Origin of the sequence: Rathayibacter sp. VKM Ac-2805 (assembly GCF_009834265.1) — a bacterium.
Taxonomy (GTDB): domain Bacteria; phylum Actinomycetota; class Actinomycetes; order Actinomycetales; family Microbacteriaceae; genus Rathayibacter.
In genome coordinates this window covers 2,941,895-2,962,866 of the sequence record NZ_CP047185.1, presented here as the reverse complement: position 1 = coordinate 2,962,866, position 20,972 = coordinate 2,941,895, and the positions used below count along the sequence as shown (strand labels likewise).

Here is a 20,972-nt window from a genome sequence, read left to right as displayed (position 1 = left end):
CCCGTGGCAGGCGGCCGGCCGCCGCCCAGCGTGCTGGGAGCGGGCCGGCACCGGCTCCGCTCCGTGCTGCCGCGGATGATCGAGCAGGGGCGGGGCAGCGTGATCACCACCTCCTCCGTCGCCGGTCTCGACGGCGCCCCGGGCCTCAGCCCCTCCGTCGCCTCGAAGCACGGGATCGCCGGGCTCACCAAGAGCGCGGCCCTCGAGGTCGCGGGCACCGGCGTCCGGGTCGACTCGATCCACCCGTCGCCCGTGAACACGCGGATGATGCGCTCGATCGAGGCGGGCGCCGTCGTCGCCGGCGCACCGTCCGTTCGCCCGATGTCCACGTGACGCCGCGGAGGAGGGGAGCGAGGATGGGGGCGTGTCCCGTCGCCTCCTCCTCCCCGTCGCCGGCGTCCTCGCCGCGGCCCTCGCCGCCGGCGGGCTGACGCTCCTCGTCTGGACGATCGACGAGACGCCGTTCGCACGGCCCGACGCCGGCTTCGACCGTCTGACGAGCGAGGTCGCCGCGGTGCCCGGAGTCTCCCTCGACGGCGCCGAGCGCTGGGTCGAGGCGCCGGCGTTCGGCCCGCCGACCTCGTGGGTCGGGGTCGCGGTCGAGGAGCCGGCGCTCGCCGACGCCCTCGCGACGGCCTGCGCGACCGAGTACGCGGATCCGGTGCTGTGGTCGTTCCGGGCGACGTCCGCAGGCGGGAACGCCCTCTCCTTCGCGGGCGCGGAGGAGCCGACCGGCGAGTGCCCCGCTCCCGCTGTCGACGCGTCGGGCCTGCTCGACCGGATCGACGGCCTCGGCCGCGGCCTGGAGCTGCACGCGTCGCTCCGCGAGGGGGCCTTCGCCCTCGACTCCTTCGAGGACGTCTCCGGCGGGCTGCCCGAGCTGCTCCCGATCGTCCGGGCGGCGGAGGACCTGCGGGACGCTGCGGGCGCGGAGCGGGGCGCCCCGGTCGAGATCTCCGGTCCCTGGGCCGCGATCACCGTCGGTCCCGGCGAGCAGGAGCGGACCGCCGCGCTGCTCACGACCCTCGTCGAGGAGCACGGCGTCACCGCCTACTGGGCGACCGAGGACGGCCTGCGGATCGTCGCGCCCGACGGCGGGCACGCCGCGATCGAGGCCGCCGTGCGCGGCTCCGGGCTGCCGGTGGCCGACCGGCCCCTGCGGTTCGAGGCCGACGAGTCCTGACGCCGGGCGGCCGTCACGCGCGCCAGGCCGCCAGCTCCTCCGGGGTCGTCAGGACGCGGTGGGTCGGCGAGAGCTCGTGGACGCTCCCGGCCGAGTAGTCGATCCCGAGCGCGACCGGGTCGTACGGCTCGGAGGGGGCGCGGCGGCGCATCGCGCGCGGGTCCGCCGAGAGCACGGCGCGCAGCAGCGAGCGGGTGTAGGGGTGCACGGGGCCGGAGAAGATCTCGGCGGTCGTGCCCGTCTCGACCAGGTGGCCCTTGTGCATGACGCCGATCCGGTCGGAGATGTACTTCACCATCGCGAGGTCGTGGGCGATGAAGAGGTACGCGGTGCCGAGCTCCTCCTGGAGCGCGCGCATCAGGTTCACGACCTGCGCCTGGATCGAGACGTCGAGCGCCGAGACGCACTCGTCCGCGATCACGAGGTCGGGCTGCATCACGAGCGCGCGGGCGATGCCGATGCGCTGCCGCTGGCCGCCCGAGAACTGGTGCGGGTAGCGGTCGGCGTGGGAGCGGTCGAGGCCGACCTTCTCGAGGATCGCGTAGACCTTCTCGTCGCGCTCGGCCGCCGAGGAGTACCGGCGCTGGGTGGTGAGTCCCTGCGCGACGATGTCGAAGACGGTCTTGCGCGGATTGAGGCTCGACATCGGGTTCTGGAAGATCATCTGGATGCTGGAGCGCAGGTGGTCGCGCTGGGCGGCGTCGAGCCGGCCGCTGATCGTGCGGCCCGCGAGCACGACCTGGCCGTCGGTCGGGTCGATCAGCCGGATGATCGAGCGGCCGATCGTGGACTTGCCGCTGCCGGACTCGCCGACCAGCCCGAAGGTCTCGCCGCGCCGGATCTCGAAGTCGACGCCGCCGATCGCGGTCACGTGGTGCCGCCGGCCCAGCCGGAACACCTGGGTGAGACCGCGCACCGAGAGCAGGGCGGGCGCGGAGTCGGGCGTCGGAGCGAGTGCGGTCACGGGGTCGGTCCTTCACTGGGGACGAGCATGGCGTCGATCTTGGCGCGCAGCGGCGCCGGCATCTCGACCGGGGGAGCGGAGGGATGGCAGAGCCACGAGGCGACCCGGTGCCCGCCGCCGACGTCGAAGAGGGGCGGCTCCTCGACGAAGTCGATCTCGAGCGCGAACGGGTTCCTCGGAGCGAAGGGGTCTCCCGGCGCGCGGTTCACCAGGCTCGCCGGGCTGCCGGGGATGGCGAACAGCTCGGGGGAGTCGGTGGTCAGGTCCGGCATCGCCGAGAGCAGGCCCCAGGTGTAGGGGTGCCGCGGGTCGTAGAAGACCTGCTCGGCGGTGCCCTGCTCGATGATCCGTCCGGCGTACATCACGCTGACGTGGTCGGCGACGGTCGCGACGACGCCGAGGTCGTGGGTGATGAAGATCACCGAGAGCCCGCGGTCCGCCTGCAGGCGCTTCAGCAGCTCGAGGATCCGCAGCTGGATCGTCACGTCGAGCGCGGTCGTCGGCTCGTCGCAGATCAGCACGTCCGGGTTGCACGACAGCGCGATGGCGATGTTGACCCGCTGGCACATGCCTCCGGAGAGCTGGTGGGGGTACTGCTTGAACCGCCGCTCCGGATCGTCGATGCCGACCTCGCCGAGCAGCTCCACGGCACGGGCGCGCGCCTCGCGACGGCCGAGCCCGAAGTGCTCCTGGATCCCCTCCATCACCTGCTTGCCGACCGACATCGTCGGGTCGAGGCAGGTCAGGGCGTCCTGGAACACCATCGCGATGCGGCGCCCGCAGATCTCGCGGCGGATCGCCGACTCGGGCATCGCCGCGATGTCCTTCGCGGTCACCGTGCCGTCGTCGCTCCGGTGCGAGAACTCGATGCTGCCCGCGGTGATCCGCTGGTTGCGGGCCATCAGGCCGAGGATCGCGCGCGCCGTGACCGACTTGCCGCTGCCGGACTCGCCGACGATCGCGACCACCTCGCCCTCGTGCAGGTCGAAGCCCAGTCCGCGGATCGCCTCGACGCTGCCGCCCTCGTTGTCGAACGAGATCGCCAGATCGCGCACCGACAGGAGGACCCTGCCGCGCTCCGGTCCGGCCGTGTCCTGACGGGTCGTGCCCGTGCTGCTCTCGGTCATGTCAGTGGCCTCTCGAGTGGGACAGTCGCGGATCGGTGGCCTCTTTCAACCCGTCGGCGACGAGCGTGAACGCCACCATGAGCAGGCCCAGCACGACCACGGGGACGATCACGAGGAACGGATAGGAGAGGAACGACTTGTAGCCGACGCTGACGAGCGAGCCGAGCGAGGCCATCGGCGCCTGGACGCCCAGGCCCACGAACGACAGGTACGACTCGGTGAAGATCGCCGACGGGATCGAGAACATGCTCATCGTCACGATCGGGCCGATGATGTTCGGGAGGATCTCGACGAACACGATCCGGCTGTCCCGCGCTCCGAGGGTGCGCGAGGCGAGCACGTACTCCTCCGTCTTCTGGCGCAGCGCCTGCGCGCGGCTGACGCGGCTCATCGCGAGCCAGTTGCTCAGCAGGAGGCCGAAGACGATGGCGCCGATGCCCGGCCCGACGGCGACCACGAAGAGCGTCACGATCACCAGCTGCGGGATGCCGGAGAGCACCTCGACCACGCGCTGCATCGCCGAGTCGGTGCGACCGCCGAAGTAGCCCGAGACCAGGCCGTAGGTCATGCCGATGACCACGTCGATCGCGAAGGCGATCACGGCGATCAGGAGCGAGACGCGGGTGCCGCTCCAGACCCGCGACCACACGTCGCGGCCCAGCTCGTCGGTGCCGAAGAGGAAGTAGGTGCCGGGCGGCAGGCCCGCCGCGGCGTACGCGTCCTGGCCGTCGTGGGTGCCGTCGAGGATCCCGAGGCCCTCGAGCAGCGGCACGCGCGGCGGGAGGAAGCGCGAGCCGACGTCCGCTCCTCCTCCGGCTGCGGGGAAGAAGGGGACCACCAGGCTCAGCACGACGATGACCACCAGCAGCACCAGGCCGACCATCGCCGGCCAGTTGGCGCGGAAGCGCCGGGCGATGTCGCGGCCGCCGCCGCGGATGATGCGGGTGGAGGTGGTCGGCGGCCCGGCGGGCCGGTTGCCCGGCGAGACGAGGCGCAGGCCCTCGGGCGGGACGCCGGCGTCGAGGCCGGCCGTGGGGGAGACGCGGTCGCTCATGCTGCCTGTCCTGCCAGTCGGATGCGGGGGTCGATCAGTCCGTAGAGCACGTCGACGAGCAGCATCACGAGGATGTAGATGATGCTGTAGACGAGGCTGATCGCGATGACGATGTTGTAGTCGACGTTCTGGATCGCCGTGAGCAGCAGCTGGCCCAGGCCCGGCGCTCCGAAGATCTGCTCGATGACGACGGAGCCGGTGATCAGGCCGATCAGCAGCGGCGAGAGCACCGTGATGATCGAGACCAGGGTGTTGCGCAGCGCGTGCCGGCCGATCACCTTGGAGGGGCCGATGCCCTTCGCCTTCGCCAGGAGGATGTAGTCGCTCTCGAGGCAGTCGAGCATCTCGGAGCGGGCGTAGCGGGCGGTCACCGCCATCACGTAGGCGGCGAGCGAGATCGTCGGCAGCACGCTCGAGGTGAAGGGGTCCGACTCGGAGTACCGGATCGGCAGCAGCTTCCACTCGAAGCCGACGAAGTAGACCAGCAGCAGCGCGATGACGAACGACGGGACGCTGAAGGCGATCACCGAGACGAACGTCGAAAGGTTGTCGAACCAGCCGCGCGGGCGGATCGCCGAGACGATGCCGATCAGCAGGCCCAGCACCACGCCGAGGACGAGGGCCTGCAGGCCGATGCGGATCGTGACGGGCAGGCGGCTGCCGAGCATCTCCGAGACGGGGAAGTCCGGGATGAGGTTGTACGAGATGCCGAAGTCGCCGCGGGCGAGGTTCACCAGGTAGGTGCCCAGCCGCAGCAGCACCGGCTCGTCGAGCCCGTACTTCTGCGTGAGGAGCGCCTTCTGCACCGCGTCGAGCTTCTCGCTGTTGAAGGGCGAGCCCGGGAGCAGCTGCAGCAGCGCGAACATCACGATCGCGATCGCGATGATCGTGAAGACCGAGGTGAGCAGCCGGGTGGCGACGTACTTCGTCACCGGCTCGACCCCTCGGCGAGCACGGCGCGCTCGCCGTCCTCGGGGATGCCGGCCCAGGAGCGGGCGTGGAACTGGGTCAGCCCCACGCGCACCAGGGCGCGGCGGGCGAGGGAGTCGATGATCTCCTCCACCGAGGCGGGCCGCGTGTAGAAGGCGGGGACCGGCGGCGCGATGATGCCGCCCGAGCGGGCCACCGCGTCCATCGCGGCGAGGTGGCCGCGGTGCAGCGGCGACTCCCGCACCATCAGGAGCGTCGGCACGCCCTCCTTGAGGCAGACGTCGGCCGCCCGCGTGATCAGGTTGTCGGCGAGGCCGTAGGCGATGCCGCTCAGGGTCTTGATCGTGCAGGGCGCGATCACCATCGCCGTGGCGGGCGTGGACCCCGACGCGATGGAGGCGCCGATGTGCGCGGGCCGGTGGGCCGTGTCGGCGAGCGCCTCCACCTGCTTCTGGGTGAGGCCGCACTCCTGGTCGAGCGTCATCGCGCCCGCCTTCGAGACGATGACGTCGCTGCGCAGCCCCGGATCCATCCGCAGCAGCTCGAGGATGCGGACCCCGATCCCGACTCCGGAGGCGCCGGTGATGGCGACGATCACGCGGCCGGGGGGCTCCTGGCGGGTGCGGTTCATGCGAGGCCTTCCTTGTCGAGGGTGAGCACGGACTGCGCGAGCGCGTGCACGCCCACCGCGATATCCGTGATCCCGGTGTACTCCTCCGGGCAGTGGCTGCGGCCGTCCTGCGAGGGGATGAAGATCATGCCGATGGGTCCCAGTCTCGCCATCTGCACCCCGTCGTGCCCGGCTCCGCTGTAGAGGCGGGCGGCGGGGTGGCCGAGGCGCTCGATGGAGCGGCCGATGCCGTCCGCGAGGCGGGGGTCGATGGCCGTCGGGCGCTCCCAGGGCAGCCACGTCACCTCGTGGCCGAGGCCGCGCGCCGCCGCCTCAAAGGCCGCGGCCTCCGCGATCTGCTCGCGGGCGAGGGTGAACCAGCCGGGGTCGGGGCTGCGGAACTCCGCGGTGACCAGGGCGCTCTCGGTGACGACGCTGGTCGCCTCCGGAGTGAAGGTGACGGAGCCGACGGTGCCGACCGCCTCCGCGGCCCGGGAGGCGATGCGCTCGACCGCGAGGACCACTCCGGCCGCGGCGCAGCCGGCGTCGTGCCGCAGCGCCATCGGCATGGTGCCCGCGTGGTCGCGGCGGCCCGAGAAGAGGGTGCGGAACCGCGAGATGCCCGCGATCGAGGTGACGACTCCGAGCGGCAGCCCCTCGCGCTCGAGGACCGGGCCCTGCTCGATGTGCAGCTCGAGGAAGCCGAGCACCTCGTCGGGGCTCCAGCGGGTGCCCGAGAGCGGGTCGGACCAGCCGGCGGCTTCGAGGGCGGCGCCGAGGGTGCGCCCGGTGTCGTCGGTCGCCGAGAGGTGCTCGGCCGTGAGGGAGCCGGCCAGCGCGCGGCTGCCCAGGCAGGAGAGCTCGAAGCGGTTGGCCTCCTCGTTGTAGAAGTCGACGACGCGCAGGTCGTGGTGGAGCCGGATCCCCGACTCCTGCAGCAGGCGCGCCACCTCGATCGCGCCCAGCACGCCGACGACGCCGTCGTAGCGCCCGCCGCCGTCCACCGTGTCCGTGTGCGAGCCGATCACGATCGCGCGGCGGGCGGCTCCCGTGCCGGCGAGGGTGCCGATCACGTTGCCGATCCCGTCGATCCGGACCTCCAGGCCCGCGGAGCGCATCCGCTCGGCGACCCAGTGCCGGGAGTCGGTGTCGACCTCGGTCATCGCCACGCGGCTCCAGCCGGGGCGCGAGGAGTCGACGAGGCCGGCGATCTCGTCGAGGTCGAGGGCCAGCCGCCCGGTGTCGGGGAAGCGCACGTCGGGGGTCATCGCGGGTCCTCCCCGTCGTCGGCCAGGGAGCCGTGCACGACGACGGCGGGGCGGAGGGCGACTCCGTCGGCGACGAGGGCGTCGCGCACGCGGCGGAGGACGTCCCCGGGCGGGACGGCCAGCTCGGCGCCGAGGGCGCGGTCGCCCTCCTTGCGGGTCGCGTCCATCCCGATCTTCGTCACGGTGCCTCCGACCTGCATCGGCACGTTGCGGTCGGTGGCGACCCCGTCGACCAGCATCAGGTCGCGGTCCCACCGCATCCGGCTCGTCCGGGCCCAGTGCACGTGCTCCATGTCCCAGGCGTCCACGTCGGAGTCGACGACGGTGACCTGCTTGACCATGCTGACGGCCGCGAACGCGCCGAACATCACGCGCTTGGCGGTGCCCGGACGGCCGTTCGCGATCGCGACCACCACGTCGACCCGGCCGCCGCCGGAGTGCGTGACCGCCACGTCGACGATGTCGCAGCCGACGTTCCGCAGCGCGTGCCGGATGCCGGCGGCGATGGGCAGCGCCGCGATGTAGCTGTGCTCCGAGGAGAGGCCGGGCAGGATCACCTGGACCTCGGGGGACTCGCGGCGGGTCACGGCGGTGACCTCGAGGGTGATCCCGTCGCCGTAGTCCTCGTACATGCCGTGGTACTCGTTCACGAGGCCCTCGTGCACCGGCCGGTCGGCGTGCAGGATCCCCTCGATCACGATCTCCGCGTCGGCGGGGACGAGCACGTCGCTCGTCGTGGCCCGCGCGACCCGCACCTCCTCGCCGAGCAGGTGCGCGGCGTGCTCCAGCTCGTCGTCGCCCAGGGCGAGGTAGCAGCAGGCGGCGAGCTGCACGGCCGGGTGCGCGCCGAGGACCACGGCGACGGGGAGCCCGCCGACGGCCGCGGCCGAGCGCGAGAGCGCGGTGAGGTGGTGGTTCGGCGCGATCCCGACGAAGCCGGTGGTCGCGTCGAGCGGCTTGATCCGCGCGTAGGAGGCGTTGCGGTGCCCGGTCACCGGGTCGAACGCCACGATGAGCCCGGCGGTGAGGTAGCCGCCGGAGTCCTTCTCGAACCAGACCGGAGCGACGACCTCCTCCCACACGGACGCGGCGGGCAGGCGCACGGCCTGCACCGGAGCGTCCTCGACCACGCGCACCGGGGTGCGGTCGGCGACCGCGGCGGTGAGCCGGTCGAGCAGCTCGTCGACGCGGCAGCCGACGGCGCGGGCGATCCGCTCGCGGCTGGAGAGCACGTTGCCGACGACCGGGTGGGCCGAGCCGGCGACCGAGGTCAGGCGCACGGCCGGGCCGCGGTCCAGCAGCGCGAGCACGCTCGCCAGCTCGAAGCGGGCGTCGACGGTGCGCTCGACGGTGACGAGCTCGTCGGCGGGCAGCGCGTCGACGAAGGCGCGGAGGGACTGCTCGCCCATCAGGCGGCCCTCGCGACGAAGCGTCCGTCGCCCGGCTCCGCGAGCAGGCCCTCGGCCCGGCTGAAGACGGGGGTGCCGCGGACGACGGTGGTCTCGAGGCGGCCGGGGAAGGACATCCCGGCGTAGGGGCTCCAGGTGGCGGTCGAGAGCATCGGGGTGTCGTCGATCACGGTCGTGCCGGAGGGGTCGACGACGGCGAAGTCCGCGTCCAGGCCCATCTCGATCGCGCCCTTGCGGTGCCCGAGGCCGAACGCGCGGGCGGGGTTCGTCGCGAGGACCTCGGCGGCGCGCAGCAGCGAGAGGCGGCCGCCGAGGTAGCCGGCGCCGATCACGATCGGCAGCAGGGTCTGCACGCCGGGCGCTCCGGAGGCGTTGTCGAAGATCACGTCGGCGCTCTTCTTCGCCAGCGGCCACGGCGCATGGTCGGAGGTCACCAGGCCGATCCGGCCGTCGGCGAGCGCCTCCCACATCCCGCGGGCGTGCTCGGCGGTGCGCAGCGGCGGGTTGATCTTGCCGAGGGCGCCGAGCCGCTCCATGTCGTCCTCGGTGAGGACGAGGTAGTGCGGGCAGGTCTCCAGCGTCGCGTCGAGCCCGCGGGCGGCGCTCGCCGTCACGAGCTCGACGGTGCCGGGGAGGCTCGCGTGGAAGATGTGGAAGGGCACGCCGGCCGCCGAGGCGAGCTCGAGCCCGAGCGCCACCGAGGAGGTCTCGGACACGGGCGGGCGGCTGCGGACGTGGTCGAGGGGGGCGGTGCGGCCCGCGGCCCTCGCCGCCGCGACGAGCGCGCCGATGATCTCGCCGTCCTCCGCGTGCACGCCGACGCGGACGCCGCGCTCAGCCATGATCGCGAAGGCCTCGAGCAGCTGGTCGGAGGGGATGCGGGGGAAGCGGATCGGGTCGGTCTCGAACAGCGAGACCTTGAATCCGCAGACGCCCTCGTCGATCATCCCGGCCACGTCCCGCGCGCCGTCCCCGGGGCGGACCGTGCCGTGCAGGGCGACGTCGACGACGGCCTCGCGCTCGAGGCGCTCGCGCTTGGCGACGACGGCGGCGGCCGTGTTCACCGGGCTGCCCGCGTCGTAGGGCATGTCGAGGATCGTGGTCACCCCGCCCGCGGCGGCGGCCGAGGTCGCGGCGGTGAACGTCTCGGCCGGCTCCGAGAAGGCGTGGACGTGCGCGTCGACCGCGCCGGGCAGGACGAGCATCCCCGCGCCGCCGATCACGACCGAGGCCTCCGCGAGGGCGCGCGCCGCTTCGCGTCCGCCGAGCACGGCGGCGATGCGGCCGTCCTCGACGACCACCGCCCCGTCCTCGATCACGGCGCCCGGCGTGACGACGCGGCCGTGGACGACCGTCCCGCCCGCGGTCACCGCACGGCTCCGATGCGCGCCTCGACGGCGGTGAGGACGGTGCCGAGCACGACCATCGCCTGCGCGTTGATCATCTGCTCCGACTGGTAGATGTCCTCGCGGGTCATCGGCACGATCGAGCGGACCGCCTCGTAGGCGGCCGTGCTGCCCTCGCCGAGCGCCCGGTCCTCCAGGTGCGGCGACGCGAGGTCGATGCCCTGGGTGGCGAGGATGAACTCCACTCCGAGGATCACCTGCGTGTTGTGGATGATGCTGCGCGCCTTCCGCGAGGAGAAGGTGCACATCGAGACGTGGTCCTCCTGGTTCGCCTTCGTCGGGATCGAGTCGACGACGGAGGGGAAGCACAGCACCTTGTTCTCGGAGGCGATGGCGGCCGCCGCGCAGTGCACGATCGAGAAGCCCGTGTTGAGGCCGAGCTGGCCGCCGACGAGGTTGAGCGGCAGGCCGTAGCTGAGGTTGGGGTCGGTGAGGCGGAACGAGCGGCGCTCCGAGATGGCGCCGATCTCGGCGACCGCGATCGCGATGAGGTCGGCCGCGACGCCGATCGGCTCGCCGTGGAAGTTGCCGCCGGAGAGGACGTCGTAGCCGCCCTCGCCGTCCGGGAGCACCAGCGGGTTGTCGGTCGCGGCGTTGGCCTCGCGCACCAGCAGCGTCTGCGCGAACAGGAGCGACTCGCGGGTCGTGCCGTGCACCTGCGGCGCGCAGCGCAGCGAGTAGGCGTCCTGCACGCGCGGCTTGTAGACGCCGCCGACGCGCTGCTCGTCCGGGAGGCGGAGGCGGCGCGCCTCCTCGACGGTGCGCTCGCTGCCCGCGGTGAGGGCGCGGACGTTCGCGGCCACGTCGACCTGGCCGGGGGCGTTGCGGGCGAGGTGGATGCGCTCGTCGAACGCGTCGAGCTCGCCGCGGATCGCCTCGAGCGAGAGCGAGAGGGCCACGTCCGCCTGGCGGGTGAGGCTCCACGCGTCGTGCAGGGCGAGGCAGGCGGTGGCGAGCGAGATGGTGGAGCCGTTGATCAGGGCGAGGACGTCCTTGGGCTTGAGCTCGAACTCGGTGGCGAGTCCGGCCGCAGTGAGGGCCTCGACGGCGGGCATCCGCACGCCGCGGTGGTAGGCCTCGGCCTTCTCGTGGCCGACCATCACGCTGACCATGTGCGCGAGGGGGGCGAGGTCGCCCGAGGCGCCGACCGAGCCCTGGCCCGGGATGACCGGGAGGACGTCGGCGTTGAGCATCGCGATCAGGCGGTCGATGCACTCGATCCGCACGCCCGACATGCCCTTGGCGATCGCGTTGGTGCGCAGCAGCAGCAGCGCGCGGGTCTCGTCGAGGGGGAGCGGCTCGCCGACTCCGGCGGAGTGGGAGTTGATGACCAGGCGCTGGAAGCGGGCCTGGTCCTCGGCGGGGACGCGGACGTCCATCAGCCGGCCGAGCCCGGTGTTGATGCCGTAGATGGCGGGGGCGTCGGGGGCGAGGAAGTGCTCGTCGACGTAGGCGCGGGCCTCGTTCGTGACCCGGCGGGCCTCGTCGCTGAGGACGACCTCGGGGAACGTGCCGTCCGAGAGCCCGCGGGCGACGAGCGCGATGTCCTCGATCGTGAGCGTGAAGCCGTCGATCTCGACGAAGTCGGGCTGAGAGGAGCCGATCGAGGCGGTTCCGCTCGTCTGTGCCAGTTCAGTCATGGGAGTGAGTCTCTTTCGTTGATCCGGCTTCGGAGCCTCGGTCGTTCGGTGGTAGTGGCTTAAGTCTGCATAGAACGCGGGCGAGCGGCAAGTCAGCCGAACAGAAGCGCCGATGCGACGCTGCTGCCGAAGCGGATTCGGCTGCGTGCGGCAGTGAGGGCTCTCGGCCGAACGATGTTCGGCGCCGCGCCCCTCGCGCCCCGCGCACGACGAAGGGCCGCCCGCCGCGCTCGAGGCGCGGGCGGACGGCCCTGCAGAGGTGCGGTCGCGCTCAGCCGGCCGGGGCCGCGTGCACGGTCCGAGGGTCGTTGAACGACTGGACGCGGCCCGAGAACTCCGACTCGAGGTCGAGCAGCTCCTGCGCGGCGAAGAACGCCATGCCGCTGTGGCCCGGGTACTCCTCCGGCATCAGCTCGTTCGAGTAGGTGTTGCCCATCTCGGCGAGGTTCGCCCGGCCGGCCTCGATCATCCCGGCCATGGACGCCTTCATCGTGAAGTGCATCGTGACCAGCTGGAAGCCCAGCTCCGCCAGCTGCGCGAACGACATCTGCTCGAGGCCGCGCTTGGCGTTGATGTCGGCGAACATCTTCAGCCCCGGCACCCGGCGGGCCACCTCGGCGGCGTCCGCGAGGGTCGTGACGTTGACCACGACCGTCGCGTGCGCTCCGAGGGCGACGCAGTCGATCATCCGCTGGATGCCCTCCTCCAGGTTCGCGCTGCCGTAGTTGCTGCGCGCGATCACCATGCAGTCGGTGCCCTCGACGGCGCGGACGGCGGCCCGCACCTTCGCGTAGTACTCCTCGCGGGGGATCATGTTGTCGGCCGAGACGTCCCGGGCGTAGCCGGGCTCGAACTCGTCCTCCATCAGCACCGCCATCGCGCCTGCCTTGGCCACCCGCCTGCAGGTCTCGTACACCTGCAGGGGACTCGCGCCGAAGCCGTCCTCGATGTCGACCGCGAGCGGCAGCGGCGACATGTCGACGATCCGCTCCACCGCCCAGAGGAGCTCCTCCAGCGAGAGCAGTCCGAGGTCGGGGATGCCCTTCATCGACATCGACACCTCCGATCCGCTCAGCAGCATCGCCTCGAAGCCGGCCAGCTCGACCGCTCGGGCGGAGGAGCAGTCGAAGACGCAGGGGGCCAGGACGCTCCCGGACTCCATCAGCTCGCGCAGGGTCCTCGTCGCGGTCATCGTGCCGTCTCCTCTCGGGGGGTGGTCCGCATCAGTCGTCCTTCGTGACGAGGCGGTAGTTCCAGGTCAGGCTCACGTTGCGGACCTCCATGCCCTGCACGGCGGGGTTGATCAGCATCGCGATTCCGTTCTGCACGGTCGGGATCACCGCCACGTCGCCCATCAGGATGTCCTCCGCGTCGTGCAGGCTCTGCCAGCGCGCCTCCGGCTGGGAGAGCATGTCGGCGGTGCGGGCCGCGGCGATGATCGAGTCGTACTCCGGGTTCGCGTAGCCGCCGAAGTCGCGGGCGGAGGTGGAGGACAGCAGCTCCAGGAACGCCATCGGGTCCTTGTAGTCGGGGCCCCAGCGGAAGAGGTAGAGGTCGAAGTCGCCGGCCGTGGCCTGCTCGTTCGCCGTCGCCTTGGGCTGGCTGGTGAGCTCGATGCTCAGACCGGGCAGGTTCGCCTCCCACTGCGAGGCGACGTACTCGGCCTGCGCGATCGAGGCCTCGTCGTCCCAGTACGAGAGCGTGAGGCTCACGGAGTCGGTGCCCAGGGCGGCGAGTCCCTTCGTCCAGGCGGCCTGCGCCGCGTCGAGGTCGTAGGCGAGGTAGCTGCCGCCCGTGTCGCGGAACTGCTTCCCGTCGGGTCCGACCGCCAGGTTCTGACCGACGAAGTAGTCGGCCGGCTGGGCGCCGTTCTTCAGCACCTCGTCGGCGAGCGCCTCCTTGTCGAAGGAGGTGGCCAGCGCGGTGCGGATGTCCTCGTTCGCGAGCGCCGGGTTCTGGAGGTTGGGGTAGAAGTACCACATGTGCACCTCGAGCGCCGTGGTCAGCTCGGGGGAGTCGGTGTAGCGGTCGATCAGGCTTCCGGAGATCTCGGTGAAGTCGAGGTCGCCGCTCTCCTGGAGGAGCGCCGCGGTCTGCGAGTCCTTCACGACCTGCCACTTGATCGCGTCCAGGTCGATGCCGGAGGCGTTCCAGTAGTCGGCGTTCCTGGCGACCGAGAAGTTGTTCGCGAAGTCCCACGAGTCCCAGACGAAGGGCCCGTTGTAGATCGTCGTCTCGGGGGTCTGGCCGTAGGTGTCGCCCACGCTCTCCAGGTAGGCCTGGTTCACCGGGAGGAACGCCGGCCGCACCAGCAGCGCCTGGAAGTAGGGCACGTCTGCGGCGAGCTGCACCTGCAGGGTCTTGTCGTCGAGCGCCGTGACGCCGAGCTGGGTGTAGTCCATCCCCTCGTTGACGATCTCGTTCGCGTTCTTGATGCCGGCGGCGACCGCCTCGTTGCTGTTCGGGGCCGCGGTGGCCGGGTTCACCAGGCGCTTCCACGAGTACTCGAAGTCCTGCGCGGTGACCGGCGTCCCGTTGCTCCACGACGCGTCGCGGATCGTGAAGGTGTAGGTCAGGCCGTCGTCGGACTTCTCGACGCTCTCCGCCATCAGCGGGTCGATCTGGCCGTCGGCGTCGAGCGTGTAGAGGCCGTCGAAGACGGCGGTGAGCACCTCGTTCGACATGCCGTCGTTCACCTTGTGCGGATCGACGGCCTGCAGGGGGAGCAGCTTGCCGACGGTGAGGACGTGGGAGGACGTGCCGGCCTGGCTCGACGACGTCGAGTCGGTGCCGCAGGCGGACAGCAGGCCGACGGCCGCGGTCATCGCGACCGCCGCCATCAGGAGCTTCGGGAGCCGTTTCATGGGAGGAGGTACCCCTTCGTGTGTGGTGCATCGGGAGACTCGGGGGAGTCGGGAGGGTGCGGCGTCATCGAGGGGACTGGCGCATGCGTTCGGTGATCTCGCAGAAAGTCTGCACGTCGATGCCCGTTGAGGCAAACGGTCTGTATCCTGTACAGCGATTCCCACTCTGGCCGCACAGAAGCGGCTCACGCCCGCGAAAGGTGTCTCCCTTGCCGAACATAATTAGGCCGGTCCGGCTCGACGAGGTCGACCGCGCGATCATCAACGTCCTGGTGCAGGACGGGCGCATCCCGAACAAGGAGCTGGCCGACCGGATCGGCCTCGCGCCCTCCTCCTCACTGGCCCGGGTGCGGGCGCTGATCGAGAGCGGAGTCATCTCGGGCTTCCACGCCGAGGTCGACGCGCGCCTGCTCGGCAAGGGCATCCGCGCGATCCTCCGCGTCCAGCTGCGCGAGCACTCGCGGGCCGAGAACGCCCGCTTCGCCGAGGCGATGTCGAAGCTGCCCCAGGTGGTGAACCTGTGGCTGGTCGCGGGCGAGGACGACTACCTGATCGAGGTGGTCGCCGCGAGCCCCGACGAGCTGAGCGACTTCGTCCTCGACTGCGTCACCTCCGATCCGGTGGTCGCCGACACCTACACGACCCTGGTGTTCTCCCGCTGGCGCGGCGTCGGACCGATCCCCACCGACGACGACGCGTGAGCGCCGAGCGCCTCCGCCGGCTCCTCGAGGGCGAGGTGCTGCTCGACACGCACAACGACCTGCTCTGCGGGCTGCGGCGCTACGAGGGGTACCGCGTCGAGGGCTTCGACCGGCCCCGCCCGGAGTTCCACACCGACCTGCCGCGGCTGCGCGCGGGAGGCGTCTCGGCGCAGGTCTGGTCGGTCTTCGTCTCGGCGCTGCAGAGCGAGGGCGACGCGGTGGCCGCGACGCTGGAGCAGATCGACGCCGCGTACCGGTTCGCCGCCGCCCACCCGCGCGACCTGCGCATCGTGACCACGGTGCGGGAGGCGGAGCAGGCGGTCGCCTCCGGCCGGATCGCCTCCTTCCTCGGGATCGAGGGCGGCCACTCCGTCGCCTCCTCCCTCGGCGTGCTCCGGATGCTCGCCCGGCTGGGCGTGCGGACGATGACGCTCACGCACAACAGCTCCCTCGACTGGGCGGAAGCCGCCACCGGCACCCCGGTCGAGGGCGGGCTCACGGCGGACGGGGTGGCCGTCGTGCGCGAGCTGAACCGGCTCGGCGTCGTCGTCGACCTCTCGCACACCTCCGAGCGCACCCAGCTCGCCGCGCTCGCCGCCACCTCCGCTCCCGTCCTCTACTCCCACTCCGGAGTCGCGGACGTCGCCGCCCACCCGCGCAACGTCTCCGCCCGGGCTCTCGCGGCGCTCGCCGCGAACGGAGGAGTGCTGCAGATCGCCTTCGTCGCGCAGTTCGTCTCGCGCGCCTTCGCCGACTGGTCGGCCGAGGCGGACGCAGCCCGCGCCGGGCTCGGGATCACCACGTCGATGCCCTGGCCCCGCGCCCCCCGCCCCGCCGAGGCGCCCGAGGACGCCGCGCGGGCGAACCGGGCCGCGTTCCCGGTGGCCGACCCCGCCGCGCTCGCCGCCTTCGAGCACTGGTGCCGCGCGCATCCGGCGCCGCTCGTCACCGTCGCGCAGGTCGCCGACCACGTCGACGCCGCCCGCGCGGCCGTCGGGTCCCGGCACGTCGGCCTCGGCAGCGACTTCGACGGCGTCGCCGACCTGCCCGAGGGGCTCGGCGACGTCTCGGGCTACCCGCGCCTGCTCGCCGAGCTGGCCGACCGCGGCTGGAGCGACGCGGAGCTGCTCGACCTGGCCGGACGCAACACTTTGCGCGTGCTCCGCGCGGCGGAGGAGGCCGCCGAGACCCCGGAGGACGCACGCGCCTGAGCGCCTGCGAGGTCCGGATCCCGCCTCCTGGACCCGCGACCCAGGGAACGCTGGCAGGATGTACGGGACGGTCGGTGCGCGAGAGCGCGCCGCACGGACGGCACCGCCCGCTGAGAGCGGCCCCGCCCGGCCCCGTCCCGCACACCTCCACCCGCTCCCGACAGCGCTCACAGCGCCGGAGCGACACGTCACCGCGGCCCGACCGGGCGCGCGGTCGGACCCTGCGCCGCGCGCCCGCGTCCAGCCACTCCCTCCCGGAAGAACCGCATGAGAAACGCCAGAACCGCCAAGCCCGCCCGCCACCACCTCGAGCTCCCCAAGCCCAAGCCCCTCGAGAAGGGCGCCATGCGGATCACTCCGCTCGGCGGCCTCGGCGAGATCGGCCGCAACATGACCGTCTTCGAGCACAAGGGCAAGCTGCTCATCGTCGACTGCGGCGTCCTCTTCCCCGAGGAGAACCAGCCCGGCATCGACGTGATCCTCCCCGACTTCGCCGCGATCCGCTCGCGCCTGAAGGACATCGAGGCCATCGTCCTCACCCACGGCCACGAGGACCACATCGGCGGCGTGCCCTACCTCCTCAAGGAGCGCGGCGACATCCCGATCATCGCCTCGACCTTCACCCTCGCGCTGATCAGCGCGAAGCTGCAGGAGCACCGCATCACGCCGCGCACGCGCCCGGTGAAGGAGGGCGACCGGATCGACGCCGGCGTCTTCGACCTCGAGTTCCTCGCCGTGAACCACTCCATCCCGGACGGGCTCGCCGTCGCGATCCGCACCGAGGCCGGCCTCGTGCTGCACACGGGCGACTTCAAGATGGACCAGTTCCCGCTCGACGGGCGCACCACCGACCTCCCCGGCTTCGCGCGCCTCGGCGACGAGGGCGTCGACCTGTTCCTGGTCGACTCCACGAACGCCGACGTCCCCGGCTTCGCGATCTCGGAGGGCGACCTCGCCCCCGCGATCGACCAGGTGTTCCGCACCGCGCCGCGCCGCATCGTCGTGTCCAGCTTCGCGAGCCACGTGCACCGCATCCAGCAGGTCCTCGACGCCGCGCAGCGCCACGGCCGCAAGGTCGCCTTCGTCGGCCGCTCGATGGTCCGCAACATGGGCATCGCCGCCGACCTGGGCTACCTCAAGATCCCGGCCGGCCTCGTCGTCGACATGAAGGTGCTCGAGAAGCTCCCCGCGACCGAGATCGTGATGATCTGCACCGGTTCGCAGGGCGAGCCGATGGCGGCGCTCTCGCGCATGGCCAACAAGGACCACATCATCGACATCGGCCCCGGCGACACCGTGCTGCTGGCCAGCTCGCTGATCCCCGGCAACGAGAACGCGATCTACCGGATCATCAACGCCTTCACCCGCTGGGGCGCCACCGTCGTGCACAAGGGCAACGCCAAGGTGCACGTCTCGGGTCACGCCAGCGCGGGCGAGCTCGCCTACTGCTACAACATCCTCCGCCCCACCGCGGTGCTCCCCGTGCACGGCGAGTGGCGCCACCTCACCGCGAACGCGGCGATCGCGACGCGCACCGGGATCGACGAGAAGGACGTCTTCGTCATCGAGGACGGCGTCTCGATCGACCTGGTGAAGGGCCGCTCGCGCATCAGCGGGCGCATCCCGGCCGACCAGATCCTGGTCGACGGCACCACGATGGGCGTCGCCACCGAGGACGCGATGAACGACCGCATCGTCCTCGCCGAGGAGGGGGCCATCACGGTCCTCGCCATCGCCGACCTCGACCGCGGCACGCTCGGCGAGCCGGTCGAGTTCTTCACCCGCGGCTTCGTCGAGGAGCCGGGCTGGAAGGCCAACGCGAGCAAGGCGATCGACGACGCCGTCCTGCAGGCCGCGGGCAAGCCGGTCGAGCTCGAGGCCATGGAGGCGCTGATCACGCGCACCCTCGGCCGCTGGCTGACCCGCCGCCACCGCCGGAACCCGGTCATCACCACCATCGTCGTCGAGGAGTAGGCGCCTTCCACGCCGCCCTCCGCCTCCGCTACCCCCTGCCCCGCGAGGCGCGGGCGGAGCAGAGTGGGAGGGTCGGCAGGTCGCCGACGCGAAGGGAGAGCGCCATGAGCACCGACCGCACCACGGGTGAGGACACCGAGAAGACCGAGGACCTCCCCGACGGCACCGGGACGGACACCTCCTCCGGTGGCGGCGACACCGACACCGTCTCCGGCGGCGAGCCGGACGAGCCCGCCGAGTAGGGCCGTGAACGACGAAGGGCGGGACCGCGAGGTCCCGCCCTTCGTCGTTCCGCCGATCAGATCAGCGGGCCGTCGCTCTCGCTCGAGCGGCGGGTGACCTGCTCGCCGCTGGCCGGGTCGACGGCCGAGCGCGTGGTCGAGACGGCCTGGCGGCGGCGCGTCAGCAGGACCAGCCCGAGGATCAGGCCGACCGCTCCGGCCGCCATGAGGATGTAGCCGACCAGCCTCAGGTCGATCCCGGACACCTGCACGTCCACCGCGAAGGCGAGGACCGCGCCGACGACGAGGAGGAAGATCCCTGCTCCGATGCTCATTGCGTGCTCCTTCTGACTGCCGCCGGAGCGCGCGCGGGAAGCGCGCAGGGGCACCGGCGATCGCCCCACGGTAGACCCCGGGACCGGCGGCCCCCAGGCCTTCCGGCGGGAGCCTCCGGGGGTGTAGGGCGGTGCCGGGTCAGCGGTCGGAGACGCGGAGCATCACGCGGGTGCGGTCGGCGCGGGTGACCAGGCCCTCGATCAGGAGGAACACGCGGTACTCGAGCCGGTACTTCGCCAGGAACACGCGGCCCAGGCGATCGACCTCGCCGGGGTCGGCGTCGATCTCCGCGGCGGCCTCGACCGGCACCGCGTAGTCGGAGACGCGGCCGCGGCGGTCGCAGGGGACGAGGGTCACCCGCGCGTCGTTGCGGAGGCGCTTCACCTTGCCGCTGCGGCGGGGAGTGGTGACGATCAGCTCGTCGCCGTCGCGGGCGATCCAGACCGGGGTCGAGACGGCGTCCCCGGACTTCCGGAACGTGGTGAGCGAGACGAAGCGCTCGTCGGCGAGAGCGGTGAGGTCCTGGGAGAGGGGCATGTCCGAAGTAGAGCGGCCGGGAGCGGTCACCGCAAGCCTCCGTGGCACCTCGATCCGCCCCCGTAGGGTGGAGTGATGACCGACGCGACGCCTCTGATCGGCCCGACCGAGGCGCCCGATCTGCACGTGATGACCTACAACATCCGCCGGCGGATGCCGCGCCTCACCTCCCGCGCCGTCGACCAGTGGGACCGCCGCCGCCCGCTCGTCCAGCGGGTGCTGGAGCAGGAGCGCCCCTCGATCCTCGCCGTGCAGGAGGCGCTGCCGGACCAGTCGGCCGCCGTGCACGAGGCGCTGGGCTCCTCCTTCGAGGCGATGGGCTTCGGCCGGGACGCGGACCGCGGCGGCGAGCGCGTGATGCTCTTCGTCGACCGCAGCCGCTACGCCGTCCGGCACTGGACCCAGCTCGCCCTGTCGGACACCCCGGACGTCGCCGGCTCGCGCAGCTGGGGCAACCGCATCCCGCGCACGGCCGTGATCGCGGAGCTGACCGATCACGCGACCAGCCGCGAGCTCACCGTGATCTCGACCCACTTCGACCACATCTCGCGGCGCTCGCGCCAGCGCTCCGCCGAGCTGATCGCCCGCCGCGTCCTCGAGCTCGGACGCCCCGCGATCGTGATGGGCGACACCAACACCGACGTCGACACCGTCCCCTATCGGACGATCCTCGACGACGGCTGCCTCGTCGACGCGTGGGAGACCGCCGGGAAGCACCTCACCCACTCCTGGAGCACCTTCTCGAACTACCGTCCGCCCGCGCCGGGCAAGCGGATCGACTGGCTGCTCGTCAGCCAGGGGGCCTTCGAGGTCGTCTCCGCGGGGATCAACGCGGTCCGCTACGGGGGAGCGGCGCCCTCCGACCACGAGCCGGTCCAGGCCGTGCTGCGCTTCACGAACCCGTGAGCGGCACCGCCCTCGTCGAGACCTTCCTCGAGCCCCCGCGCACCCGCGGGGAGTGGACGGCCGACGGCATCCGCGCGATCGGGGCGGCGAGCATCGTGGCGGCCGCGATCGGCTGGGACCTGGTGGACGTGGCGGTGCTCGCGCTCGCGGCGATCGGGCTGGTGCTGCCGCGCTTCCTCGGCATCCGTCCGGCGCTCGACGCCCTCTTCGGGCTCGCGCTGCTCGTGGCGTCCTGGAGCAGCGTCCTCGGCCTCTACGAGGCCTGGCCGCAGTGGGACCTGGTCGTGCACTGCGTGCTCAACGGGCTGATCGCCGCGGTGGCCTACATCGTCGCCGCGCGGGCCGGAGTCGTGCCGGCGGTCGCGGGCGATCGCGGACCGCTGCTCCCGGCGGTCGTGCTCTGCGCCTGCTTCGGGACGACGGCGGGCGTCCTGTGGGAGTGGGGCGAGTGGGCGGGGCACCGCTTCATCGACTCCTCGATCTTCGTCGGCTACGAGGACACGCTCGGCGACCTCGCCGCCGGCGCGCTGGGCTCGATCCTCGCCGGCGCGCTGATGCGCTTCTGGTCCGCGAAGTCCCGGGTGGTCGGACCGGGCGCCTCGCGCGGCGTCGGAGGTGCGGCGTAGCCTGT

At 72.2% G+C, this 20,972-nt stretch carries 21 protein-coding genes; 8 read left to right on the top strand and 13 right to left on the bottom strand.

Going from position 1 to position 20,972, the window contains the following annotated elements:
- Positions 1-3 precede the first annotated feature (3 nt).
- Both GSU40_RS13900 and GSU40_RS13895 read left to right on the top strand, forming a co-directional pair.
- On the top strand, positions 4-333 hold the full coding sequence (locus GSU40_RS13900) for an SDR family NAD(P)-dependent oxidoreductase (RefSeq protein ID WP_208543321.1): 330 nt from the start codon (positions 4-6) through the stop codon (positions 331-333).
- Between the two features lie 31 nt (positions 334-364).
- Complete coding sequence (locus GSU40_RS13895; protein WP_160035360.1) at positions 365-1,183, top strand: hypothetical protein; 819 nt, start codon at positions 365-367, stop codon at positions 1,181-1,183.
- Positions 1,184-1,196: 13 nt separating this feature from the next.
- On the opposite strand, the gene GSU40_RS13890 is transcribed toward GSU40_RS13895, so the two are convergent.
- The 11 genes from GSU40_RS13890 to GSU40_RS13840 all read right to left on the bottom strand — a co-directional run bounded on the left by GSU40_RS13890 (position 1,197) and on the right by GSU40_RS13840 (position 14,455).
- Positions 1,197-2,147, bottom strand: a complete 951-nt coding sequence (locus tag GSU40_RS13890; protein WP_160035358.1) for an ABC transporter ATP-binding protein — start codon at positions 2,145-2,147, stop codon at positions 1,197-1,199.
- Positions 2,144-3,274 carry an ABC transporter ATP-binding protein gene (locus GSU40_RS13885; protein WP_160035356.1) on the bottom strand — a complete coding sequence of 377 codons (1,131 nt, stop codon included), beginning with the start codon at positions 3,272-3,274 and terminating at the stop codon, positions 2,144-2,146. The genes GSU40_RS13890 and GSU40_RS13885 overlap by 4 nt, the downstream gene beginning before the upstream one ends.
- Position 3,275: 1 nt before the next feature.
- Positions 3,276-4,328: an ABC transporter permease gene (locus tag GSU40_RS13880; RefSeq protein WP_160035354.1), complete on the bottom strand. Its 1,053-nt coding sequence runs from the start codon at positions 4,326-4,328 to the stop codon at positions 3,276-3,278.
- Positions 4,325-5,260 (bottom strand): ABC transporter permease, encoded by a 936-nt coding sequence (locus GSU40_RS13875; protein ID WP_104249938.1) that lies wholly within the window; start codon positions 5,258-5,260, stop codon positions 4,325-4,327. The genes GSU40_RS13880 and GSU40_RS13875 overlap by 4 nt, the downstream gene beginning before the upstream one ends.
- Positions 5,257-5,889: a UbiX family flavin prenyltransferase gene (locus tag GSU40_RS13870; RefSeq protein WP_104238809.1), complete on the bottom strand. Its 633-nt coding sequence runs from the start codon at positions 5,887-5,889 to the stop codon at positions 5,257-5,259. The genes GSU40_RS13875 and GSU40_RS13870 overlap by 4 nt, the downstream gene beginning before the upstream one ends.
- A complete protein-coding gene (locus tag GSU40_RS13865) occupies positions 5,886-7,136 on the bottom strand; it encodes a M20 family metallo-hydrolase (RefSeq protein ID WP_160035352.1) in 1,251 nt (416 codons plus the stop codon). The genes GSU40_RS13870 and GSU40_RS13865 overlap by 4 nt, the downstream gene beginning before the upstream one ends.
- Positions 7,133-8,545: a UbiD family decarboxylase gene (locus GSU40_RS13860; protein WP_160035350.1), complete on the bottom strand. Its 1,413-nt coding sequence runs from the start codon at positions 8,543-8,545 to the stop codon at positions 7,133-7,135. Before GSU40_RS13860 ends, GSU40_RS13865 begins: the two co-directional genes overlap by 4 nt.
- On the bottom strand, positions 8,545-9,915 hold the full coding sequence (locus GSU40_RS13855) for a dihydroorotase family protein (RefSeq protein WP_160035348.1): 1,371 nt from the start codon (positions 9,913-9,915) through the stop codon (positions 8,545-8,547). Before GSU40_RS13855 ends, GSU40_RS13860 begins: the two co-directional genes overlap by 1 nt.
- Positions 9,912-11,591, bottom strand: coding sequence for a histidine ammonia-lyase (locus GSU40_RS13850; protein WP_160035346.1), 1,680 nt, complete (start codon positions 11,589-11,591; stop codon positions 9,912-9,914). Before GSU40_RS13850 ends, GSU40_RS13855 begins: the two co-directional genes overlap by 4 nt.
- A gap of 271 nt (positions 11,592-11,862) precedes the next feature.
- Positions 11,863-12,783 carry an isocitrate lyase/PEP mutase family protein gene (locus tag GSU40_RS13845; protein WP_104284021.1) on the bottom strand — a complete coding sequence of 307 codons (921 nt, stop codon included), beginning with the start codon at positions 12,781-12,783 and terminating at the stop codon, positions 11,863-11,865.
- Between the two features lie 31 nt (positions 12,784-12,814).
- Positions 12,815-14,455 carry a peptide ABC transporter substrate-binding protein gene (locus tag GSU40_RS13840; protein WP_104328801.1) on the bottom strand — a complete coding sequence of 547 codons (1,641 nt, stop codon included), beginning with the start codon at positions 14,453-14,455 and terminating at the stop codon, positions 12,815-12,817.
- A gap of 209 nt (positions 14,456-14,664) precedes the next feature.
- Between GSU40_RS13840 and GSU40_RS13835 the strand changes: the two genes are divergently transcribed.
- The 4 genes from GSU40_RS13835 to GSU40_RS13820 all read left to right on the top strand — a co-directional run bounded on the left by GSU40_RS13835 (position 14,665) and on the right by GSU40_RS13820 (position 18,583).
- Positions 14,665-15,156: an Lrp/AsnC family transcriptional regulator gene (locus GSU40_RS13835; RefSeq protein ID WP_208543320.1), complete on the top strand. Its 492-nt coding sequence runs from the start codon at positions 14,665-14,667 to the stop codon at positions 15,154-15,156.
- Positions 15,153-16,367, top strand: coding sequence for a dipeptidase (locus GSU40_RS13830; RefSeq protein ID WP_160035345.1), 1,215 nt, complete (start codon positions 15,153-15,155; stop codon positions 16,365-16,367). Before GSU40_RS13835 ends, GSU40_RS13830 begins: the two co-directional genes overlap by 4 nt.
- A gap of 345 nt (positions 16,368-16,712) precedes the next feature.
- Positions 16,713-18,341: a ribonuclease J gene (locus GSU40_RS13825; protein WP_208543406.1), complete on the top strand. Its 1,629-nt coding sequence runs from the start codon at positions 16,713-16,715 to the stop codon at positions 18,339-18,341.
- Between the two features lie 104 nt (positions 18,342-18,445).
- Complete coding sequence (locus tag GSU40_RS13820) at positions 18,446-18,583, top strand: hypothetical protein (RefSeq protein ID WP_159940924.1); 138 nt, start codon at positions 18,446-18,448, stop codon at positions 18,581-18,583.
- A gap of 56 nt (positions 18,584-18,639) precedes the next feature.
- Here GSU40_RS13820 and GSU40_RS13815 read toward each other — a convergent pair whose 3' ends face one another.
- Both GSU40_RS13815 and GSU40_RS13810 read right to left on the bottom strand, forming a co-directional pair.
- Positions 18,640-18,897, bottom strand: coding sequence for a DUF6458 family protein (locus GSU40_RS13815; RefSeq protein ID WP_104262774.1), 258 nt, complete (start codon positions 18,895-18,897; stop codon positions 18,640-18,642).
- A 139-nt stretch (positions 18,898-19,036) separates the two neighbouring features.
- Positions 19,037-19,435, bottom strand: a complete 399-nt coding sequence (locus tag GSU40_RS13810; RefSeq protein ID WP_104222923.1) for a PPOX class F420-dependent oxidoreductase — start codon at positions 19,433-19,435, stop codon at positions 19,037-19,039.
- Between the two features lie 75 nt (positions 19,436-19,510).
- Between GSU40_RS13810 and GSU40_RS13805 the strand changes: the two genes are divergently transcribed.
- Together GSU40_RS13805 and GSU40_RS13800 are read left to right on the top strand one after the other, a co-directional pair.
- Positions 19,511-20,341, top strand: a complete 831-nt coding sequence (locus tag GSU40_RS13805; RefSeq protein ID WP_160035343.1) for an endonuclease/exonuclease/phosphatase family protein — start codon at positions 19,511-19,513, stop codon at positions 20,339-20,341.
- A complete protein-coding gene (locus tag GSU40_RS13800; protein WP_104276268.1) occupies positions 20,338-20,967 on the top strand; it encodes a hypothetical protein in 630 nt (209 codons plus the stop codon). Before GSU40_RS13805 ends, GSU40_RS13800 begins: the two co-directional genes overlap by 4 nt.
- The last annotated feature ends 5 nt before the right edge of the window (positions 20,968-20,972 follow it).

What these genes read in the sequence shown, in the direction of transcription:
- GSU40_RS13815 (WP_104262774.1), bottom strand. Translation starts at nt 18,897, where the DNA reads ATGAGCATCGGAGCAGGGATCTTCCTCCTCGTCGTCGGCGCGGTCCTC.
- GSU40_RS13805 (WP_160035343.1), top strand. Translation starts at nt 19,511, where the DNA reads ATGACCGACGCGACGCCTCTGATCGGCCCGACCGAGGCGCCCGATCTG.
- GSU40_RS13860 (WP_160035350.1), bottom strand. Translation starts at nt 8,545, where the DNA reads ATGGGCGAGCAGTCCCTCCGCGCCTTCGTCGACGCGCTGCCCGCCGAC.
- GSU40_RS13820 (WP_159940924.1), top strand. Translation starts at nt 18,446, where the DNA reads ATGAGCACCGACCGCACCACGGGTGAGGACACCGAGAAGACCGAGGAC.
- GSU40_RS13880 (WP_160035354.1), bottom strand. Translation starts at nt 4,328, where the DNA reads ATGAGCGACCGCGTCTCCCCCACGGCCGGCCTCGACGCCGGCGTCCCG.
- GSU40_RS13865 (WP_160035352.1), bottom strand. Translation starts at nt 7,136, where the DNA reads ATGACCCCCGACGTGCGCTTCCCCGACACCGGGCGGCTGGCCCTCGAC.
- GSU40_RS13845 (WP_104284021.1), bottom strand. Translation starts at nt 12,783, where the DNA reads ATGACCGCGACGAGGACCCTGCGCGAGCTGATGGAGTCCGGGAGCGTC.
- GSU40_RS13810 (WP_104222923.1), bottom strand. Translation starts at nt 19,435, where the DNA reads ATGCCCCTCTCCCAGGACCTCACCGCTCTCGCCGACGAGCGCTTCGTC.
- GSU40_RS13870 (WP_104238809.1), bottom strand. Translation starts at nt 5,889, where the DNA reads ATGAACCGCACCCGCCAGGAGCCCCCCGGCCGCGTGATCGTCGCCATC.
- GSU40_RS13885 (WP_160035356.1), bottom strand. Translation starts at nt 3,274, where the DNA reads ATGACCGAGAGCAGCACGGGCACGACCCGTCAGGACACGGCCGGACCG.
- GSU40_RS13840 (WP_104328801.1), bottom strand. Translation starts at nt 14,455, where the DNA reads ATGAAACGGCTCCCGAAGCTCCTGATGGCGGCGGTCGCGATGACCGCG.
- GSU40_RS13850 (WP_160035346.1), bottom strand. Translation starts at nt 11,591, where the DNA reads ATGACTGAACTGGCACAGACGAGCGGAACCGCCTCGATCGGCTCCTCT.
- GSU40_RS13825 (WP_208543406.1), top strand. Translation starts at nt 16,713, where the DNA reads ATGCGGATCACTCCGCTCGGCGGCCTCGGCGAGATCGGCCGCAACATG.